Origin of the sequence: Caulobacter sp. SL161, from assembly GCF_026672375.1 — a bacterium.
In the GTDB taxonomy this organism is placed as follows: Bacteria; Pseudomonadota; Alphaproteobacteria; order Caulobacterales; family Caulobacteraceae; genus Caulobacter.
Window position 1 is genome coordinate 253,036 of record NZ_JAPPRA010000001.1, and the last position, 17,742, is coordinate 270,777.

At 68.1% G+C, this 17,742-nt stretch carries 18 protein-coding genes and 1 pseudogene; 8 read left to right on the forward strand and 11 right to left on the reverse strand.

Annotated features, from left to right (window positions below; genetic code table 11):
* Positions 1–26 precede the first annotated feature (26 nt).
* Positions 27–1,964 carry a methyl-accepting chemotaxis protein gene (locus OVA11_RS01385; protein ID WP_268065715.1) on the reverse strand — a complete coding sequence of 646 codons (1,938 nt, stop codon included), beginning with the start codon at positions 1,962–1,964 and terminating at the stop codon, positions 27–29.
* A gap of 167 nt (positions 1,965–2,131) precedes the next feature.
* Entirely contained in the window at positions 2,132–5,023 is a 2,892-nt protein-coding gene (gene polA / locus OVA11_RS01390) for a DNA polymerase I (RefSeq protein WP_268068869.1), read from the reverse strand.
* Between the two features lie 120 nt (positions 5,024–5,143).
* Here polA and recQ point away from each other — a divergent pair, with 120 nt between their 5' ends.
* Positions 5,144–6,991 (forward strand): DNA helicase RecQ, encoded by a 1,848-nt coding sequence (gene recQ, locus OVA11_RS01395; RefSeq protein WP_268065716.1) that lies wholly within the window; start codon positions 5,144–5,146, stop codon positions 6,989–6,991.
* Positions 6,992–7,036: 45 nt separating this feature from the next.
* Positions 7,037–7,345, forward strand: coding sequence for a hypothetical protein (locus tag OVA11_RS01400; protein WP_268065717.1), 309 nt, complete (start codon positions 7,037–7,039; stop codon positions 7,343–7,345).
* Between the two features lie 22 nt (positions 7,346–7,367).
* Here OVA11_RS01400 and mmcB read toward each other — a convergent pair whose 3' ends face one another.
* Positions 7,368–7,826 (reverse strand): DNA repair putative endonuclease MmcB, encoded by a 459-nt coding sequence (gene mmcB, locus OVA11_RS01405; RefSeq protein ID WP_268065718.1) that lies wholly within the window; start codon positions 7,824–7,826, stop codon positions 7,368–7,370.
* A gap of 85 nt (positions 7,827–7,911) precedes the next feature.
* On the opposite strand from mmcB, the gene OVA11_RS01410 reads away from it, so the two are divergent.
* Positions 7,912–8,784: an EamA family transporter gene (locus OVA11_RS01410; RefSeq protein ID WP_268065719.1), complete on the forward strand. Its 873-nt coding sequence runs from the start codon at positions 7,912–7,914 to the stop codon at positions 8,782–8,784.
* Between the two features lie 2 nt (positions 8,785–8,786).
* On the opposite strand, the gene cysQ is transcribed toward OVA11_RS01410, so the two are convergent.
* Both cysQ and OVA11_RS01420 read right to left on the reverse strand, forming a co-directional pair.
* A complete protein-coding gene (gene cysQ, locus OVA11_RS01415) occupies positions 8,787–9,584 on the reverse strand; it encodes a 3'(2'),5'-bisphosphate nucleotidase CysQ (RefSeq protein ID WP_268065720.1) in 798 nt (265 codons plus the stop codon).
* Positions 9,581–9,772, reverse strand: a complete 192-nt coding sequence (locus OVA11_RS01420; RefSeq protein ID WP_024265963.1) for a DUF3553 domain-containing protein — start codon at positions 9,770–9,772, stop codon at positions 9,581–9,583. Before OVA11_RS01420 ends, cysQ begins: the two co-directional genes overlap by 4 nt.
* 141 nt (positions 9,773–9,913) lie before the next feature.
* Between OVA11_RS01420 and chpT the strand changes: the two genes are divergently transcribed.
* From chpT to OVA11_RS01435, 3 genes are all read left to right on the forward strand, one after another.
* Positions 9,914–10,591 carry a histidine phosphotransferase ChpT gene (chpT, locus tag OVA11_RS01425; protein ID WP_096034831.1) on the forward strand — a complete coding sequence of 226 codons (678 nt, stop codon included), beginning with the start codon at positions 9,914–9,916 and terminating at the stop codon, positions 10,589–10,591.
* Positions 10,592–10,670: 79 nt separating this feature from the next.
* Complete coding sequence (locus tag OVA11_RS01430; protein ID WP_015923289.1) at positions 10,671–11,048, forward strand: response regulator; 378 nt, start codon at positions 10,671–10,673, stop codon at positions 11,046–11,048.
* Positions 11,045–11,875, forward strand: a complete 831-nt coding sequence (locus tag OVA11_RS01435) for a CheR family methyltransferase (RefSeq protein WP_096034477.1) — start codon at positions 11,045–11,047, stop codon at positions 11,873–11,875. Before OVA11_RS01430 ends, OVA11_RS01435 begins: the two co-directional genes overlap by 4 nt.
* Positions 11,876–11,934: 59 nt before the next feature.
* Here OVA11_RS01435 and OVA11_RS01440 read toward each other — a convergent pair whose 3' ends face one another.
* From OVA11_RS01440 to nepR, 4 genes are all read right to left on the reverse strand, one after another.
* Positions 11,935–12,078, reverse strand: a complete 144-nt coding sequence (locus OVA11_RS01440) for an entericidin A/B family lipoprotein (RefSeq protein ID WP_010921302.1) — start codon at positions 12,076–12,078, stop codon at positions 11,935–11,937.
* 89 nt (positions 12,079–12,167) lie between these two features.
* Positions 12,168–13,874 (reverse strand): sensor histidine kinase PhyK, encoded by a 1,707-nt coding sequence (gene phyK / locus OVA11_RS01445; protein ID WP_268065721.1) that lies wholly within the window; start codon positions 13,872–13,874, stop codon positions 12,168–12,170.
* Positions 13,871–14,476 carry a sigma-70 family RNA polymerase sigma factor gene (locus tag OVA11_RS01450; RefSeq protein ID WP_268065722.1) on the reverse strand — a complete coding sequence of 202 codons (606 nt, stop codon included), beginning with the start codon at positions 14,474–14,476 and terminating at the stop codon, positions 13,871–13,873. The genes phyK and OVA11_RS01450 overlap by 4 nt, the downstream gene beginning before the upstream one ends.
* Before the next feature lie 2 nt (positions 14,477–14,478).
* Complete coding sequence (gene nepR, locus OVA11_RS01455) at positions 14,479–14,664, reverse strand: anti-sigma T factor NepR (RefSeq protein ID WP_024265964.1); 186 nt, start codon at positions 14,662–14,664, stop codon at positions 14,479–14,481.
* Between the two features lie 227 nt (positions 14,665–14,891).
* On the opposite strand from nepR, the gene phyR reads away from it, so the two are divergent.
* Both phyR and OVA11_RS01465 read left to right on the forward strand, forming a co-directional pair.
* On the forward strand, positions 14,892–15,692 hold the full coding sequence (gene phyR, locus OVA11_RS01460) for an anti-anti sigma factor/receiver protein PhyR (RefSeq protein ID WP_268065723.1): 801 nt from the start codon (positions 14,892–14,894) through the stop codon (positions 15,690–15,692).
* 98 nt (positions 15,693–15,790) lie between these two features.
* Positions 15,791–15,874: pseudogene (locus OVA11_RS01465) on the forward strand (hypothetical protein); the annotation flags it as partial.
* An 8-nt stretch (positions 15,875–15,882) separates the two neighbouring features.
* Here OVA11_RS01465 and OVA11_RS01470 read toward each other — a convergent pair.
* Both OVA11_RS01470 and OVA11_RS01475 read right to left on the reverse strand, forming a co-directional pair.
* Positions 15,883–16,428, reverse strand: coding sequence for a lipocalin family protein (locus OVA11_RS01470; protein ID WP_268065724.1), 546 nt, complete (start codon positions 16,426–16,428; stop codon positions 15,883–15,885).
* A 131-nt stretch (positions 16,429–16,559) separates the two neighbouring features.
* A complete protein-coding gene (locus OVA11_RS01475) occupies positions 16,560–17,687 on the reverse strand; it encodes a ferritin-like domain-containing protein (protein WP_268065725.1) in 1,128 nt (375 codons plus the stop codon).
* Positions 17,688–17,742: the final 55 nt, after the last annotated feature.

Here is a 17,742-nt window from a genome sequence, read left to right on the forward strand (position 1 = left end):
TTGACGTTTATCCTGGCCAGCAGGGATCAGAACTCTTCCCAGTCCTCGCGGACCGCCACGGCGGCGGAGCCGCGCCCTGGCCTCGCCGACACGGTGGGACGGGGCGCGGGGGCCTCGGCCGGCGGACGGTAGTTGACGCGCGGCGCGCTCGCCGCCGGCGCCATCCCCGCGCCTTCGGCCACGCGGAAGCGCGCGACCATCTCGGCCAGGGACTTGGCCTCGTTCTTCAGCGAGTGGGTCGCGGCCGTGGCTTCTTCCACCATGGCGGCGTTCTGCTGGACGACCTGGTCCATCTGGTTCACGGCGGTGTTGACCTCGTTCAGGCCCGTCGCTTGCTCGCTGGCCGAGGCCGAGATCTCCTTGACCAAGCTGTCGATCGCCGCGACCTGTTCGACGATCCGGTTCAGCGCCTCACCCGTCTGACCCACCAGATTAACCCCGGCGCCGACTTGCTGCGTCGAGGTCGAGATCAGGGTCTTGATCTCCTTGGCCGCATCGGCCGAACGCTGCGCCAGGGCCCGGACTTCTTGCGCGACGACGGCGAAGCCGCGACCCGCTTCACCCGCGCGGGCGGCTTCGACGCCGGCGTTCAGCGCCAGAAGGTTGGTCTGGAAGGCGATCTCGTCGATCACGCCAATGATCTGGCTGACCTGATTGGAGGACGTCTCGATTTCGGTCATCGCCGAAACCGCCTGGCTGACGATCTGGCCGGACTTCTCGGCGTCGGCGCGGGCGACGGCCACGACCTGCGAGGCCTCCTTGGCGCCGGCGGCGGTCTTGCGGACCGTCGCGGTGATTTGATCCAGAGCCGCAGCGGTCTGTTCCAGGCTGGCGGCCTGCTGCTCGGTCCGGCGCGATAGATTGTCGGACGCTTGAGAGATCTCGTCCGAGCCGCTGTTCACGCCGCCCGTCGCCACGCCAATCGCCTGGATCGCCTCCTGCATCCGGTCGGCGGCGGCGTTGAAGTTGGTCTTCAAGCTCTCGGTCTTGGGGGCGAACGGCGTCGTGATGCGGTGAGTCAGGTCGCCGGAGGCCATGTGGTCCAGAGCTTCATTCAGCGCCGAGATGGCGACGGCGTCGTGATGGGCGATCTCAGCCCTCTCGGCCTCGCTGGCGGCGCGCTCCCGGTCGGCGGACAGACGCTCTTCGGCCGCGGCCGCCTCGATCCGGACCTTCTCGGCTTCGGAATCCTTGAAGTAGGCTACGGCGGCGGCCATCTGGCCGATCTCATCCTTGCGGCCGCGCGCCGGGACATCAACGCTATGGTCGCCCGAAGCCAGGCGGCGCATGGCGCTGGTCATAGCGGTGACCGGCTTGGCGATGGCGCCGGTCAGCAGCAGCCCGCCGCCGACCGCAACGGCGGCGGTGACCAGGATGCCGATCGCCAGGGCTAGGGTCGACTGCGTACCGGCCCTCTTCTGGGCGGCCGCCTCGGTCGCCAACTCTTCCTCGGCGTTCTTGGTGATCGCCTCGATGGCGTTTTCGACGGGTTCCACGGCCTTGTCGGCGACGCCGTCGTTGCGGACCAGTTCGACCGCCTGGGGACGGGTGGCCGGATCGGCGCCGAGCGCGAAGGCCGGCTCGATGGCCATCTTGCGATAGTTGGCGTAGGCGGCGTCGACAGCGGCGATCCGCGCCAGATCCGCCTGATCGCCGGCGGCCAGGGCGCGCATATTATCAAGCGCCTTCAAGAACTTGGGCCTGTGGGCCTCTTCCAGGCGCTTGACGTAGTAGCTGTCGCCCGACAGCAGGAAGCCGCGCAGCGAGTTTTCCTGACGGGTCAGGCGGAAGGCGGCGTCGTTCGCCGCGCGGACCATTTCGTAGGCGCTTTCGGTCCGATGCACCGACTTGGTGAAGCTCACATTATTGGCATAGAGCGCCACGCCCATGAGCATGATCGTGGTCAGCATGACGGCGAACACCGCCATTAGCTTTTGCGAGATCTTCAGGTCACCAAAGGACACGGCTGGCTCCAGGTCGGGCGCGAGGCCTCAAATCCCGGAGAAAGCTGAATTTTCAGCGCAGACCGAGTCCCGTCCTCACCCATAGTCTTCCGCCCAAATCCCTTTCGGAGGCATTAACCCTGCCGCGACCGTATGTCGCACAGGTGATACGAGCGCCTAGTTTTTGATCAGTGCGCCTCGTCCCAATTTCCGGCGGCCCGCGCCTCGACCGTAAGCGGGATCGACAGTGCCACCGCCGGTTCGGCGGCCTTCTCCATGACCGCCCGGATCACGTCGCAGGCGCGGTCGGCCTCCGCCTCGGGCGCCTCGAACACCAGTTCGTCGTGCACCTGCAGCAGCATCCGGGCCGACAGCCCGGCGGCCTCCAGCGCCGCGGGCATACGGATCATCGCCCGCCGCATGACGTCGGCGGCCGCGCCCTGGATCGGGGCGTTGATCGCCGCGCGCTCGGCGAACTGGCGGTGGGCGGCCGACTTGGCCTCGATATCGGGGATATTGATCTTGCGGCCAAAGATCGTGGTCACATAGCCGTGCTCGCGCACGAAGGCCTTGGTCGCGTCCATATAGGCCTGGATACCCGGGAAGCGCTCGAAATAGGTCTTGATATAGGCCCCCGCCTCGCCCTGGCCGATGCCCAGCTGGTTGGCCAGACCAAAGGCGCTGATGCCGTAGACGATCCCGAAATTGATCGCCTTGGCCCGGCGGCGGATCATCGGGTCCATGCCCTCGATCGGCGTGTCGAACATCTCCGAGGCCGTCATGGCGTGGATGTCGAGGCCCTCCTGGAAAGCCTTCTTCAGCTGCGGAATGTCGCCGATATGGGCCAGCAACCGGAGCTCGATCTGGCTGTAGTCAGCACTGATCAGCACGTTGCCGGGTCCCGCGACGAAGGCCTTGCGGATCTTGCGGCCTTCCTCGGTGCGGACCGGGATGTTCTGCAGGTTGGGATCGGACGACGACAGACGCCCGGTCGTCGTCGCCGCCAGGGCGTATGACGTATGCACCCGCCCGGTCGACGGCGCGATCGCCGCGATCAGGTTCTCGGTGTAGGTGCCCTTCAGCTTGGAGAGCTGGCGCCAGTCCAGCAGGACGCGCGGCAGTTCATGCTCCAGAGCCAGGCTTTCGAGCACGTCGCTGTCGGTCGACCACTGGCCAGTGGCGGTCTTCTTGCCGCCCTTCATCTGCATCTCGCCGAACAGCACGTCGCCGATCTGCTTGGGGCTGCCGAGGTTGAACGGCCGGCCGACCAGCTCCTGAGCGCGGGCTTCGAACTGCGCCATCCGCAGCGAGAACTCGTTGGACAGAAGACGCAGGGCTTCGGGATCCACGCGGACGCCGTTGTTCTCCATCATCGCCAGCACCGCTGGCATCGGACGCTCCAGAGTCTCATAGACCGTCGACAGGCCCGCGCGGGCCAGCTGCGGTTTCAGGTGATGGTAGAGCCGCAGGGTGACGTCGGCGTCCTCGGCGGCGTAGGCGGTCGCCTCGGGCAGGGCCACGTGCTTGAAGCTGATCTGCCCCTTGCCGCTGCCGGCCACCTGCTTGAACGGGATCGGCTTGTGGCCCAGATGCAGCTCGGACAGCTCGTCCATGCCGTGACCGTGCAGGCCCGCCTCCAGCACATAGCTGATCAGCATGGTGTCTTCGATCGGCGCGACCTGGATCCCGTGCCGCGCCAGCACGGCGATGTCGTACTTGGCGTTCTGCGCCACCTTCAGCACCGCCGGGTCCTCCAGCAGCGGCTTGAGGGTGGCGATGACGTCGGCCAGCGGGATCTGCTCAATGTCGGCCGGCGCCTCGAAGGCTAGGCCATCGGCCTTTTCGCAGTGGCTGATCGGGATGTAGCAGGCCTCGCCGGGCGCGATGGCCAGCGACACCCCGCACAGCCCCGCCGTCGCCGACGACAGGGCGTCGGTCTCGGTGTCGAAGGCGACCAGGCCCTTGGCCGTGGCCTTGTCCACCCAGGCTTTAAGGGTCTCAAGATCGCGGACGCAGGCATAGGCCGCGTGGTCGATCTTCACCGGCTCGACCGGGTGGGCGGCGGCGCGGGCGGCCGCGCCCATGTAAGAGACGCTGACCACCGGCGCCTTGGGCGGCGCGGCGGGGCGATCCAGTGTTCCCGGCGTGGCGGCGGCCGAGCCGTCGCCGACCCGGCGAGCCAGCGAGCGGAACTCCATCTGCTCCAGGAAGGCGGCGAGCGCCTCCTTGTCGGGCTCGCGCACCGTCAGGGCGTCCAGCGGCTGGGGCAGAGGCGTGTCGCAGTCCAGCTTCACCAGGGCCCGCGACAGGCGGATCTGGTCGGCGAAATTGATCAGGGTCTCGCGACGCTTGGGCTGCTTGATCTCGCCGGCGCGCGCCAGCAGCGTGTCGAGATCGCCATATTCGGTGATCAGCTGGGCGGCGGTCTTGATCCCGATGCCCGGCGCGCCCGGGACGTTGTCGACGCTGTCGCCGCACAGGGCCTGAACGTCGACCACCTTCTCCGGATAGACGCCGAACTTCTCGAACACCTGCTCGCGCTCGATGCGCACGCCCTTCATCGGGTCGTACATCGAGACGCCATCGCCGACGAGCTGCATCAGGTCCTTGTCGGACGAGACGATGATCGCCTCGCCGCCCAGATCGCGAGCCTTGCAGGCATAGGCGGCGATCAGGTCGTCGGCCTCGTAGCCCGGCAGCTCGATCGCCGGGACGCCGAAGGCCAGCGTGGCCTCACGCACCAGCGGGAACTGCGGGATCAGGTCCTCGGGCGGCGGCGGGCGGTGGGCCTTGTACTGGTCGTAGAGAGCGTTGCGGAACGTCTTTTCCGAGTGGTCCCAGATCACCGCCAGGTGGGTGGGCGTGTCGCCCTGCATGTCGCGCAGCAGCTTCCACAGCATGTTGCAGAAGCCCTGCACCGCGCCCACGGGCAGGCCGTCGCTCTTGCGCGTCAGCGGCGGCAGGGCGTGGTAGGCGCGGAACAGATAGGCCGAGCCGTCGACCAGGAAGAGCCGGACGGCCGGGCCGTCCTGGGTCAGTTCGGAAGCGTTCGGAAGCGGGGGCGCGGCGGCGTCGGTCATGGCCGGCAACATAGGGGGCGCGGCGCGCGTCGGGAACCCTTCGGCGACCCCGCCCACAGAAACCGCCATGCCTCAGTTCCTGGCTTGGCGGGGGGCGGAGCGGCGGCCATAAGAGCGCCCGTGTACGTCCCTCCCGAATCCCCAGAACTGGACCGCGCGCGCGACGTCCTGCGCCGCACGTTCGGCCACGCCGACTTCCGGGGTCTGCAGGCCGGGGTCATCCACGAGCTGCTGACCGGCCACAGCGCCGTGGCGGTGCTGCCCACGGGCGGCGGCAAGAGCCTGTGCTACCAGATCCCCTCGCTGATCCGGCCGGGCCTGGGCCTCGTCATCTCGCCGCTGATCGCCCTGATGGCCGACCAGGTGCAGGGGCTGCGCCAGGCGGGCGTGGCGGCCGAGCGGCTGGACAGCAACATCTCGATGGACGAGCGCTCAGACATCTGGCGGCGCATCGACGCCGGCGAGGTCGATCTGCTCTATCTGTCGCCCGAAGGCCTGATGCAGCCCTGGATGCTGGATCGCCTGGCGCGCACGCCGCTGGCCCTGATCGCCGTAGACGAAGCCCACTGCGTCAGTCAGTGGGGTCACGACTTCCGCCCCGACTACCGGATGCTGGGCCGGCTGGCCGAGCTGTTTCCCGACGTGCCGCGCCTGGCCGTCACCGCCACCGCCGACGCCCGCACCCGCGACGACATCCGCGCCGAGCTGCGCCTGCAGGGCGCAGCCGAGTTCGTCGACAGCTTCGCACGCCCGGAATTGGCGCTCAGCGCCGAACGCAAGCGCGGCAAGGGCCACGACCGGGTCGTCGAGCTCGTTCTGGAGCGCCCCGGCCGCTCGGGCGTCATCTATGCCGGATCGCGCGACGGGACCGAAAAGCTGGCCGAGCGGCTCAATGCGGAAGGCGTCCCGGCCCTGGCCTATCATGCAGGCCTCGACAAGGCCGTCCGCGCCCGCCGGCTGGAGGACTTCCTCGAGGCCGACGCTGCGGTGATGGTCGCCACGATCGCGTTCGGCATGGGCGTCGACAAGCCCGACGTTCGGTATGTGATCCACGCCGATCCGCCGGCCGCCATCGAGGCCTATTGGCAGGAGGTCGGCCGCGCGGGCCGCGACGGACAGCCCGCCGAGGGCATCACCCTCTACGGCTCGGCGGACATGGCCTGGGCCGCTCGCCGGATCGAGACCCGCGAGGCGCCCGACGAGGTCAAACAGGTTCAGTCGCGAAAGCTGCGCCAGTTCTACGCCATGCTGGAGGGCGTCACCTGCCGCGCCGCCGCTGTACGCCGCTATTTCGGCGAAGAGGGCGTGGCCCCCTGCGGGGTCTGCGACATCTGCGTCTCGCCACCCACCGGGATCGACGCCACGCAAGCGGCCCAGAAGGCGCTGTCGGCCGTCCACCGGCTGGGCGGGCGTCTTGGTCGTGGCCGCGTGATCGAGCACCTGATGGGCAAGACCAAGGACGTCACGCCCCAGGAGGCGCAACTGCCGACCTTCGGCATCGGCCGCGAGTTCAGCCAGCCGACCTGGCGCGATCTTTTCGACACCCTGATCTTCGAAGGTCTGCTGCGCGAGGACCCCAATGACGGGCGGCCGCTGATCGGCTTGGGCGATGTCGAGGGCGTACGGCAAGTCTATCGCAACGAACGCAAGGTCGCTCTGCGCCAGATGGCTGACACGCCCGACAGCGGCGGTCGCGCAGGCAGCGGAATGCGCAAGCGCCGCGAGGGCCGCGCCCTGACCATCCCGCCCGAGAACCAGCTCCTGTTCGAGGCCCTGCGCTCCTGGCGCAAGGAGCAGGCCCAGCTGCAGCACGTACCGCCCTATGTGATCTTCCACGACGCCACCCTGGCCGAGATCGCCGCCGCGCGCCCCGCCACCCTGGCGGCGCTGGGCAAGGCCGGCGGCGTGGGCCAAGGCAAGCTCGATCGCTATGGTGAGGCGGTTTTGAAGGTGGTTCGCGAGAACTAATCGGCGCGCTGCGAGTTCTCCCAGGGTCAAGCCGAGGAGCCTCCCATGACCCAGATCAACAGCCTTACCCCGTCCGACATCCCGTCAGCGATCGACGACATCGTCGAGAACACCAAACGCGCCACGGACGCCGCGCTCGACGCCGTCAAGTCGGCGCGCGATACGGCCACCGACGTCGCTCAGCAGACCCGCACCTTCGCCGCCGAGAAGGCCCGCGCCGGCGCGGCCTGGACCACCAAGCAGGCCAAGGAAGCCCACCACGTCGCCGAAGATCACCCGATGGGCGTTGCCCTAGGCGCCTTCGCCATCGGACTGGGCCTGGGCTTACTGATCTCGCGCAATCTGGGCCGCTGAGGCCGAAACCGGCGGCCCGGCTCTACAGACTGAGCCGCTCGGCGTTCACGCCCGCCGCCCGCCAGGCGGCGAGGCGGCCGAACGCCAGGGTCAGGGCCTTGCGTCGCGCCGGCGCCAAGGGCGTCAGCGGCGCCTCGCGCACCACCGCGCCGCCGAACCCGTCGGCGACCAGCAGACCCGGGTCTTCAGGCAGGATTCCCTCGGGAAAAGTCGGCGCCACCGCGAAATAGAAGGCGTCGCAGAACGGCGCATAGTCGCCCCACTTGCGATCGACCCGGAAATCCTCGAGCCCCGATTTCACCTCGACGATCAGCACGTCGCCCTTGGGCCCCAAGGCCATGAGGTCGGCGCGGCGTCCGTTCGGCAGGGTCACTTCCGCCAGGGGCGCATAGCCCAGATCGACCAGCAGCCGCGCCGCGCCGCGCGTCACGGCCAGCGTGGTTTCGGGGCGGGAGGGCGCCAGTTCGATGATCACATCCATCGGTCGCCATCATGTTCCAGCTTTGTTCGCGGATCAAGTCGGGCGGCGTCTGGCCTTCCCAGCGCCCTCCCCCTAAAGACGGACCATGTCCGGCGCCCGCGCTTCCTTCCTGCCTTATGCGGCGCTCCTGGCCGCGATCGTCACGCTGTGCGTGGGGACCTCGTTCGCCAAGACCCTGTTCCCGCTGGTCGGCGCCCAGGGCGTCAGCGCCTATCGGGTGGGTTTCTCGGCCCTGATCCTGCTGGCCATCTGGCGGCCGTGGCGTCACCCGCTCTCCGGCGCGGATCTGCGCACCGTGGCGATTTACGGCGCGGTGATGGGGACGATGAACCTGTGCTTCTACATGTCGATCCGCACCATTCCGCTGGGCGTGGCGATCGCCATCGAGTTCATGGGCCCGCTGGTCCTGGCCGTCGCCCACTCGCGGCGCCTGATCCATTTCGTCTGGATCGCGCTAGCGGTGCTGGGCCTTGGCCTGCTGCTGCCGATCAATCCCGGCGCAAAGCCGCTCGACCCGGTCGGCGTCGCCTATGCCTGCGCGGCGGCGGTGATGTGGGCGCTGTACATCATTATGGGCAAGCGGGCGGCGCATCTGCATGCCGGACGCTCGGTGGCGTTGGGCATGACCACCGCCGCGCTGATCGTCGCCCCGATCGGCATCGTCTCGGCCGGGCCTGTGCTGTTCGATCCAAAGATCGCCGCCCTGGGCCTCTTGGTGGCGGTGCTGTCCAGCGCCATCCCCTATTCGCTGGAGATGATCGCCCTGCGCGGCATCCCCAAACGCAGCTTCGGCGTCCTGCTCAGCCTGGAGCCCGCAGTAGGGGCCCTGGCGGGGCTGGCGATCCTGCACGAGCGCCTTTCCCTGACCCAATGGCTGGCCATCGCCGCCATCGTCGCGGCCTCGGCCGGAACCATCCTCTCCACGCCCGCCGAAGCGGTCAGCGAGGACGTTCCCTAAGTCTACGCTCGCCCGCCGCGCGCCACGAACCCGCCGTTGCGGAAGCTCTGGTCGGCCTTGCCATAGAGGAAGGGCGAGCCGTCCGGCTGCACGAAGGTTCCACCGGCGGCGACCAGCACGGCGTGGCCCGCGGCCGTGTCCCACTCCGAGGTCGGTCCGTGGCGCGGATAGATGTCGGCCGAGCCTTCGGCGATCCGGCACATCTTGATCGAGCTGTCCATCGGCGTGCGCAGATCAAAGCCGTACTCGGCGGCCAACTCCGTGGCCTTTTCCTCGCGCATGGTGTGGCTGATCAGACCCAGCGCCTGGCCGGTCGGCCAGGGACGGACCCGGATCGGCGCCTCGGGCGCGTCGGGGCCAGCGCGCTTGGCGGCGCCGTCAGCCGTGGTGAACCACACCTCGCCGGTGGCTGGGGCGCAGACCGCGCCCGCGACCGGAACGCCGTGATCGATCAGGCCGATATTGACCGTAAAGTTCGGATCGCCGCGCACGAAGGCCTTGGTGCCGTCGACGGGATCGACCAGGAAGAAACGCGGTCCGACGGACTCGGGCGTGCCGAACTCGCTGGCGTCTTCTTCCGAGATCACCGGGATAGCGGGGTAGAGCGCCGCCAGGCGTTCCAGGATCAGCCGCTCGCCGGCGCGATCGGCCTCGGTCACCGGGCTCTCGTCGGCCTTCTGGGCGACGGCCAGTTCGGTGCGCCAGAACGGCAGGATGACCACCGCGGCCTCCTCGGTGATCTTGGCGAGGGTCCGGCCCCAGTCCGCGAGATCTTGAACCGTCCGCCTATCGTCGCTCATGCCTGCCCCCGGGGGTCGTCGCCGACGAAGACCAGCCGCACCCGCGTGGCGTCGATGGTCTGCTTGCCGGCCTCTTCGAAATTCACCGTCACGCGGTGGCCGATCACGGACTGCACCTGACCCAGACCCCAGTCGGGCTGGCCAGGATGGCGCACAAGCACGCCGGGCTCTAGGAACGGATCGATCACGGCCGCTTCCATAGGGCCTGTCTGCACGGGATGAAATCAAAGACCCGCCAAACGGGTGCGTTATTTTCTCCAAGCGGCGATAGCCGCGCGGCGCCGGAGCCCGGTTTGCGAATGGCTCAAATCACGGCAGAGTTCGCCGCCATGACCGAGACCGTCACCGAGACCACCGCCCCCGCGTCCCCCGAAACCGACGTCCAGGGTCCCGACTTCGCCGCCATGCTGGCCGCGCGCCTGTGTCACGACTTCATCAGTCCGGCCAGCGCCATCGTCTCGGGCCTGGATCTGCTGGAAGACCCCTCGGCCCAGGACATGCGCGACGACGCCATGAACCTGATCGCCTCGTCGGCCCGCAAGCTGGCGGACCTCTTGCAGTTCACCCGGGTGGCCTTCGGCGCGTCGGCCTCGGCCGAGAACTTCGACTCGCGCGAACTGGAAAAGCTGGCGCAGGGCGTGTTCGCTCATGTGCGCCCGACCCTGGACTGGCAGATCGAGCCGCAGGCGATGAACAAGCCCTCGTCGCGCGCGGTGCTGAACATCGCCCAGATCGCCGCCAGCGCCCTGCCGGCCGGCGGCGTGGCCACTGTCAAGGGCGTGGCCGCCGACGGGCGCTTCTCGATCATCGCCGACGCCAAGGGCCCGCGCGCGCGGCTGCGTCCGGAGGTCCTGGCGGGCCTCAAGGGCGAGCCGCTGGCCGAGGGCCTGGGCGGTCCGTGGGTGCAGGCGGCCTATCTGAACGCCCTGGTACGCGCGGCCGGCGGCCAGATCGCCGTCGAGATCGGCGAGGACCGCGCCTCGATCGCCGCCTGGGTCCCGGCGTAATCTTTAACAATCTCCGCGCCCCGATCCGGGTTTAGCAAACCGCTCCTTAACCAGCGGCCGCGCATGGTGGCCGCCTGGATTGGAGCGCGCCGTGAAGACCTGTCTGGTGGTCGACGACAGCCGGGTGATCCGCAAGGTCGCCCGCCGAGTCCTCGAGGACATCGGCTTCGAGATCGCCGAGGCCGCCGATGGCATGGAGGCCCTGGCGTGGTGTCGCGCGGCCATGCCTGACGCGGTGCTGCTCGACTGGAACATGCCGGTGATGAACGGCATCGAGTTTCTGCGTCAGCTGCGGGCCGAGCCCGGCGGGATGACGCCCAAGGTCGTGTTCTGCACGGTCGAGAACAGTCCCGACCATATCCGCACAGCCCTCGATGCGGGTGCGGACGAGTACATCATGAAGCCCTTCGACGGCGATATCATCGAGGCGAAGTTCGCCGAGGCGGGCCTGCTGTGACGCCCGAGGACATGGACCTGCTGGCGGCCCTGGGCCGCGCCCGCGCCGGCGTGCGGGTCGAAACCGAGAAGCCCTACCTGATCGAGAGCCGATTGGCGCCCCTGGCGCGCCGCGAGGGCTACGACTCGATCGACGCCCTGATCGGAGCGCTGCGCACCAAGCGCGAAGAGCGGCTGATCTGGGCCGTGGTCGAGGCGCTGTGCCGCAGCGAGACCACCTTCTTCCGGGGCCGGGAAACCTTCGCCCAGCTGCGCGACCAGATCCTGCCCGCCCTGTCGCATCGCCGCCGGGAAGCGCCGATCCGCATCTGGAGCGCCGCCTGCGCCACGGGTCAGGAAGTCTATTCGATGGCGATCGCCGCCGCCGAGGCCCCGGGGCTGGTCACCGGCACGCGGTTTGAGTTCTTTGGCTCGGACCTCTCCGAACGCAGCCTGGAAAAAGCTCAGGCCGGCATCTACACCCAGTTCGAGGTCCAGCGCGGCCTGCCGATCCGCATGCTGATCAAGTACTTCGAGAACCAGGACGACACCTGGGCGATCTCGCCGCGTATTCGTCAGATGGTGCGCTGGAAGCGCATCAACCTGCTCGCCGACCTTTCGGCGATGGGACGGTTCGACGTGATCCTGCTGCGCAACGTGCTGGGCGGCATGGACGCCTCTCTTCGCGGCCAGGTCGCGCGTTCGCTGGCCGCGTTGCTGCCCGACGACGGAGTTCTGGTGCTCGACACCGAGGACGACGCCTCCGAGATCGACGAACTGCTGACCCCGGCCCCGGGCGGGCGGGGGATCTATCTGCGCGATCCGTCTATCCGCGCGGCGGCCGCCTGAAACAAGAAGAGGCCCGCCAGCGGACTGGCGGGCCTTTTCGACGGACCTTGGCCTAGGACTTAGTTTTTCTTGACGTCGCGGGCCGTGTCCGTGACGGCCTTGCCGGCCGACGAGACGTCCTTGCCCGCGCCTTCGACCGTGTTGCAGGCCGCGACCGACAAGGACGCGGCGAGGACGGCGAGGATCACCAGTTTACGCATCATTTTCTCCGCTGTTCGCCGAAGACCATCGCGGGCCGAGGCGTTTGAACCGCTGCCCTTTCAGAACGCCAGCGGCGAAGCTCGGTTCCGGATCAGCCGGCGGCGCTCAGCGCCTGGGGCGTAGGAAAGGTCAGCCGCACTGTCAGGCCGCGCGGCTCGCGGGTCTCGAACGCGACCTGGCCGCGAAGCTGGCGCGCAAAGGCGGTCATCAGGGTGCGCCCGACGCCTCCGCCCAGGCTCTCGACGGCCCCCGGACCATCGTCGCTGATCGACAGCTCGGCCTCCTCGCCCCGCACGTGGAAACCGACGACCAGGGTCCCACCGCTTGGTCCGAAGGCATGCTTCTGGGCGTTGGTGATGGCCTCGACCGCGAACAGGGCGATCGGCGCCAGGCGATCCGGATCAATGACCAGCGGGTCGGCGTGAACCTCCGTCCGCACCAGCCCGCCTCCGCCGCCGAGGCCGCCCATGTCGCCGGCCAGCAGCTGAGCCGTCAGCTCTTCGAGGAACGGACGCAGATCGACCCGCTTCAGATCGGGGCCCTGGTAGAGCGCGCGATAGATCTGGGCCAGGGCGGTGATGCGCTGGCGCGTGTCGTTCATCGCCGCCTTGGCGGCCGGATCCGACAGGGCCCGCTGCTGCATGTTCAGCAGCGAGGTGATGATCTGCAGGTTGTTCTTCACCCGGTGATGGATCTCGCGCATCAGCGCGTCCTTCTCGGCTAGGCTGTCCATCAGCGAGGCGTCGCGGGCGACGATCCCGCCGGCCATGGCGTCCAGCGTGGCGGCCAGTTCGCGGATTTCCGGCGGCGCGCGCTCGGCCTGCAGCGGCCGCACGGTGAAGCGGCCCCGGGCATAGATGGCCGCCACGCGCTGCAGATAGACGATCCAGCGGATCACGCCGCGCTCGGCCGCGTACAGCACCGCCCCCAGCGCCAGGAAGAAGGCCAGCAGGGGCAGCAGCAGGCGCGAGATCGGATTGATCGACGCCCAGGACAAAAGGCCCGGCGACGGCGCCGACAGGATCACGAACACGTGGTCGTCGACCAGCGGCGCGGCGGAATAGTTGCGGCTATGACCTTCGAGATCGGCGCCGCTCCACATCACCGACTTGTCGCGCGCCGCAATCTGTCGCCAGTCCAGCTGCGGCGCCCCGAACGCCTGTGGACGGGTGGCGGCGAACACCCGGCCGTTGTAATCGGCCAGGGCCACCTCCGCGCCTTCGGGCATGAAGCGATTGGTGGTCTGGAGCTTCAGCTCGCGCAAGGTCAGCACGGCGGCCATCGCCCCGTCGAAGCGCTCGGGGGTCCCCGCGCGGACGGCGGCCAGCATCGCCGGTTCGTCGGCATAGACCACGCCCGGCGCAGAGGCGACGACCATATCCTCACTGGCCCGCAGCGCCTGGAACCAGGGGCGCGCGCCGCGCTGGGGATCGTACGGAGTCGTCGCCGCCGCGCAGGACACCCGGCCGCGCGCATCAAAGCGGATCAGGTTGGCGTAGCCCGGCAGCCGGGCGCGGACGTCGGCCAGGCGCTGGGCGCACTCCAGGCCCACCGAGCCGGGACCCAGGGTCTGCAGAAGGACGCCCGCCGCCTCGATGCGGGCCCGGGCGATGGTGGCGCTGTGTCCGGCCGCGAGCTCCAGGCTCTGGCGGCGCGCGTCCGCCTCCGCCCGGAAGGCGAAGATCGACTGCAACCCGCCCAGGATCAGAACAGGCAGCAGGGCCACGCAGAGCGCCATGGCCAGCCGGACGCGGATCGAGGTGACGGCCCGCGCGGCGCGGCCGGTAAAGGCGGTCACCGCAAGGCGCTCAATCGCTCCGCGTCGGCCAGGATCGCCCGCATCGCATCCCCCGCCGCCGCCCCATCACGGTCATAGGCGCCGCTCTCAAGGATCGCCTGCAACGCCCGACGCGCGCGGCTGACCCGGCTCTTCACCGTGCCAACGGCGCAATTACAGATTTCGGCCGCCTCCTCGTAGGCGAAGCCGCCGGCCCCGACCAGGATCAGCGCTTCGCGCTGTTCGGCGGGCAGCATCGACAGGCCCTGGCGCAGTTCGTCCAGCGCCACCGGGGCCTCCGGATCGTCCACGGCCACCAGGGTGCGTTCGGCCGCTTCCTGGTCGAGCTGGCTCTGGCGCCAGCTACGCCGCTTTTCCGAATAGAACTGGTTGCGCAGGATCATGAAGGTCCAGGCCTTCATATTGGTGCCCAACTGGAAACTCGCCCGCGCGTCCCAGGCCTTCATCATCGCGTCCTGCGCCAGATCGTCGGCTGCGGTAGGATCACCGGTGAGGGTGCGCGCAAAAGCGCGAAGGTGCGGGATCAGCGCCACCAGCTCGTGCTTGAAGCTGTTGTCCCGGACCGGATCCGGCGGCGAGCGTCCGATCTGTTCCGCGACCATGCCTACTCGCCCCCCGCCGGACGCTCGGCCTTGCGGAGGATGGCGAGAAATTCGTCGGGCACCGGCTCGTTGACGACCTCGTCGAACATCTGCCGCAGCTTGACGCCGATCGCCTGCTGGCGAAGGCGTGCTTCATCCAGCGCCGCAGCGCCCTTGCGTTTGTCTTCCATCGGTACGTGTTCGATCATGTCCTCGACGCCGAAGTTCATCGGCGCCCGCCCCCTTTGGCCGAATGTCTTTCCGCCAGACGACAACGTGGTTTTCCGTACCCGGTTCCATAAGCTTGGGCATAAGATGGCAAAAATCTGCGTAGGGCGGAACCGTCGAGTTGAGCGGGCGTTATCGACCTTCGACGGAACGGCGTAGCTTCGCCGTTGGTTAGTAGATCTTCGAAGACACAGAATTGGGAGGGGTCATGAGTCTTCTTGCTCGCTTGGCGCCGCATTTGCCTTACATCCGCCGCTACGCCCGGGCCCTGACCGGCGACCAGGCGACCGGCGACCACTATGTGCGTGTGGCGCTGGAGGCCCTGGCGGCGGGCGAGCTTGTGCTGGACGCGAACCTGTCGCCTCGCGTGGCGCTTTACCGGGTTTTCCACGCCATCTGGCTCAGCTCCGGGGCCAAGTTGGAAATGGGTCACGACCAGGGCCTACACGCAGGTGACGACGCCGCCCAGCGCCTGATGCGCATCGCGCCGCGCTCGCGTCAGGCGTTCCTGCTGACGGCCCTGGAAGGATTCACGCCCACCGAAGCCGCCCAGATCCTGGACTGCGACTTCGGCGAGGTGGAGCGGCTGATCGGTGACGCCCAGGCCGAGATCGACGCCGAACTGGCGACCGAGGTCCTGATCATCGAGGACGAGCCCGTCATCGCCGCCGACATCGAGGCGCTGGTCCGCGAGCTGGGCCATGACGTCACCGACATCGCCGCTACGCGCGGCGAGGCGCTCGAGGCCGTCACCCGCCGGACGCCTGGCCTTGTGCTGGCGGACATCCAGCTGGCCGACGGTTCGTCGGGCATCGATGCGGTCAAGGACATCCTGGGGCGCATGGACGTGCCGGTGATCTTCATCACCGCCTTCCCCGAGCGCCTGCTGACCGGCGAGCGTCCCGAGCCGACCTTCCTGATCACCAAGCCGTTCCAGCCCGAAACGGTGAAGGCGGCCATCGGTCAGGCGCTGTTCTTCCATCCGCGCCGCACCGCCAAGGCGGCCTGAGGGCTTTAGGCTGATCGTCGAATGGAAACGGCCTCCCTCAGGGGAGGCCGTTTTTCGTTGGCTTTGCCGACGTCAGGCGCCGAGTGTCGTCCGCGTCCTTCGACAAGCTGAGGGTGAGGACGGCGGCTGGCCTCGGAGCACACGAAATCCTCATCCTGAGCTTGTCGAAAGACGAGGATTTCCATCCCGATCAACCCGGCGGCTGCTTGGTCGGGCGCAGCAGGCCGACATCGTAGCCCAGCGCCTTGGCCCGCGCGGTCAGCGCCACGCGGTCGGCGTCGGTCGGGGGCTGACGCGACAGCAGCCACAGATAGCGCCCGGAGCCCTCGCCGACGATCGCCCAGCTGTAGTCGTCGGCATGGTCCATCACCCAGTAGTCGCCGAAGAACGGGCCAAAGAAGCTGACCTTCAGCTTGGCGTTGGTCGCGGTGTCGACGACCTTGGCCTTGCCCTCCGCCGTGCGGACCGGCCCATCGACCGCGTCCTGGCGGCAGGTGTTGAACACCCGGATCAGGCCGTCGGGACGCCTGGAGTACTCGGCTGTGACGCCCTCGCAGCCCTTCTGGAAGCGCATGTCATAGCGCGCCACCTCGTACCACTTGCCCAGATAGCGATCGACCTCGACCGACTTGGCCGGCTGCGGCGGGTTGGGATTGCCGACCGGCCCTGACGCGCAGGCGGTCAGGATAGCGGTCAGCGATAGGGCGGCGGGCAGGGCGAGCAGCGACTTGCGCATGGAATCTCCGGAAAGACGTCGCCCTGCGATACGCGCTGAGCGCTCCGGCGGACGCTGGCGGACCACCGAAACGAAAACCGCCCCGCCGGGGTTCCGGCGGGGCGGGGCGACGTCTTCGGGAGGTGGGATCCCTACTCGGCCGCGATGCTGACCGGCGCGACGGGGCGGTCCTTGAAGTTGATGGCCTGAAGATAGCGGATGCCCTCTTCGGCGATGTCGTCGCCGACCATGCGCTCGCCTTCATCCTTCAGTTCGGCCAGGTCGACATACATGGCGTAGAAGGCCTTGGTGCGGTCGGTGATGATGCCGGCGTTCAGCAGGGTCTTGACCAGCACCCGGAAGATGTTGGTCTGCTCCTTCATGTTCTCCCGACGCACGTCGTCGGTCATGATCTTCCCGTACTCCTCGACCACCTTGTCAGGATCCAGGCCAAACTCACGGTAGAGATCCAGCTGCTGGTGCGGCGAGACGAGGTTGAACAGCAGGGTCTGGAAGCAGTGCGCCGCCCAGTCCTCGATGATCGCGTGCTCTTCGGGCGACAGCTTGGGCACGGTGCGGTCGGCCCAGATCTTCCCGAACTTGTGGTGGAAGGCCTCGTCGGTCATCACCAGCTGCAGCAGCTTCTTGCCGACCGGATCATTGATGTTGTTGTAGAAAGTGGCGAAGGCGCCCATGGCCAGGCCTTCCACCAGCATCTGCATGCCGATGATCTTCTTGTAGACCTCGGGCGAGCCAATGATCTCGACCAGCAGGGTCTTCAGGGCCGGACCGCACTCGACCGGCTTGCCCCAGCGGGCCTTGATGTACTTGGCGAAGGCCGTGACGTGGCGGGCCTCTTCGCGGGTCTGGTTGGCGGCGTACTCCTGCGCGCCCTGGTCCTTCAGCACGTGGCACAGGCTGGCCGACAGGTTCAGCGCGCCTTGCTCGCCGTGCAGGATCGACGAGAAGTTCCGCAGCACCGACTGGTTGATGAAGCGCGTGCGGACCTTCGGATCCGACAGGTGGTTCGAGACATAGTCGGTCGACAGGGCGATGACCATTTCCTCGGGAACCAGCGGCTGGTTCTCCATGTCGAACGGCTCGTCGAAATCGATATAGGCCTTGTCCAGCGGATCCCAGAAGTGGTCGTGGGTCGCGGAAATGATCTTGTCGAACGCGGTCGAGCGGTTGTTGTACCGGTCAAGTTCGAGCATCGACTCGAAATCGTCCGGCGCCACCGCGTCGTACATGGCGTCCTTGGTGATGTTCTTGTCGGTCATGGCGGCGCTCCCTAATTCGGCCGTTCGTCATGATGGATGGCGCCGAGGCCCGTCT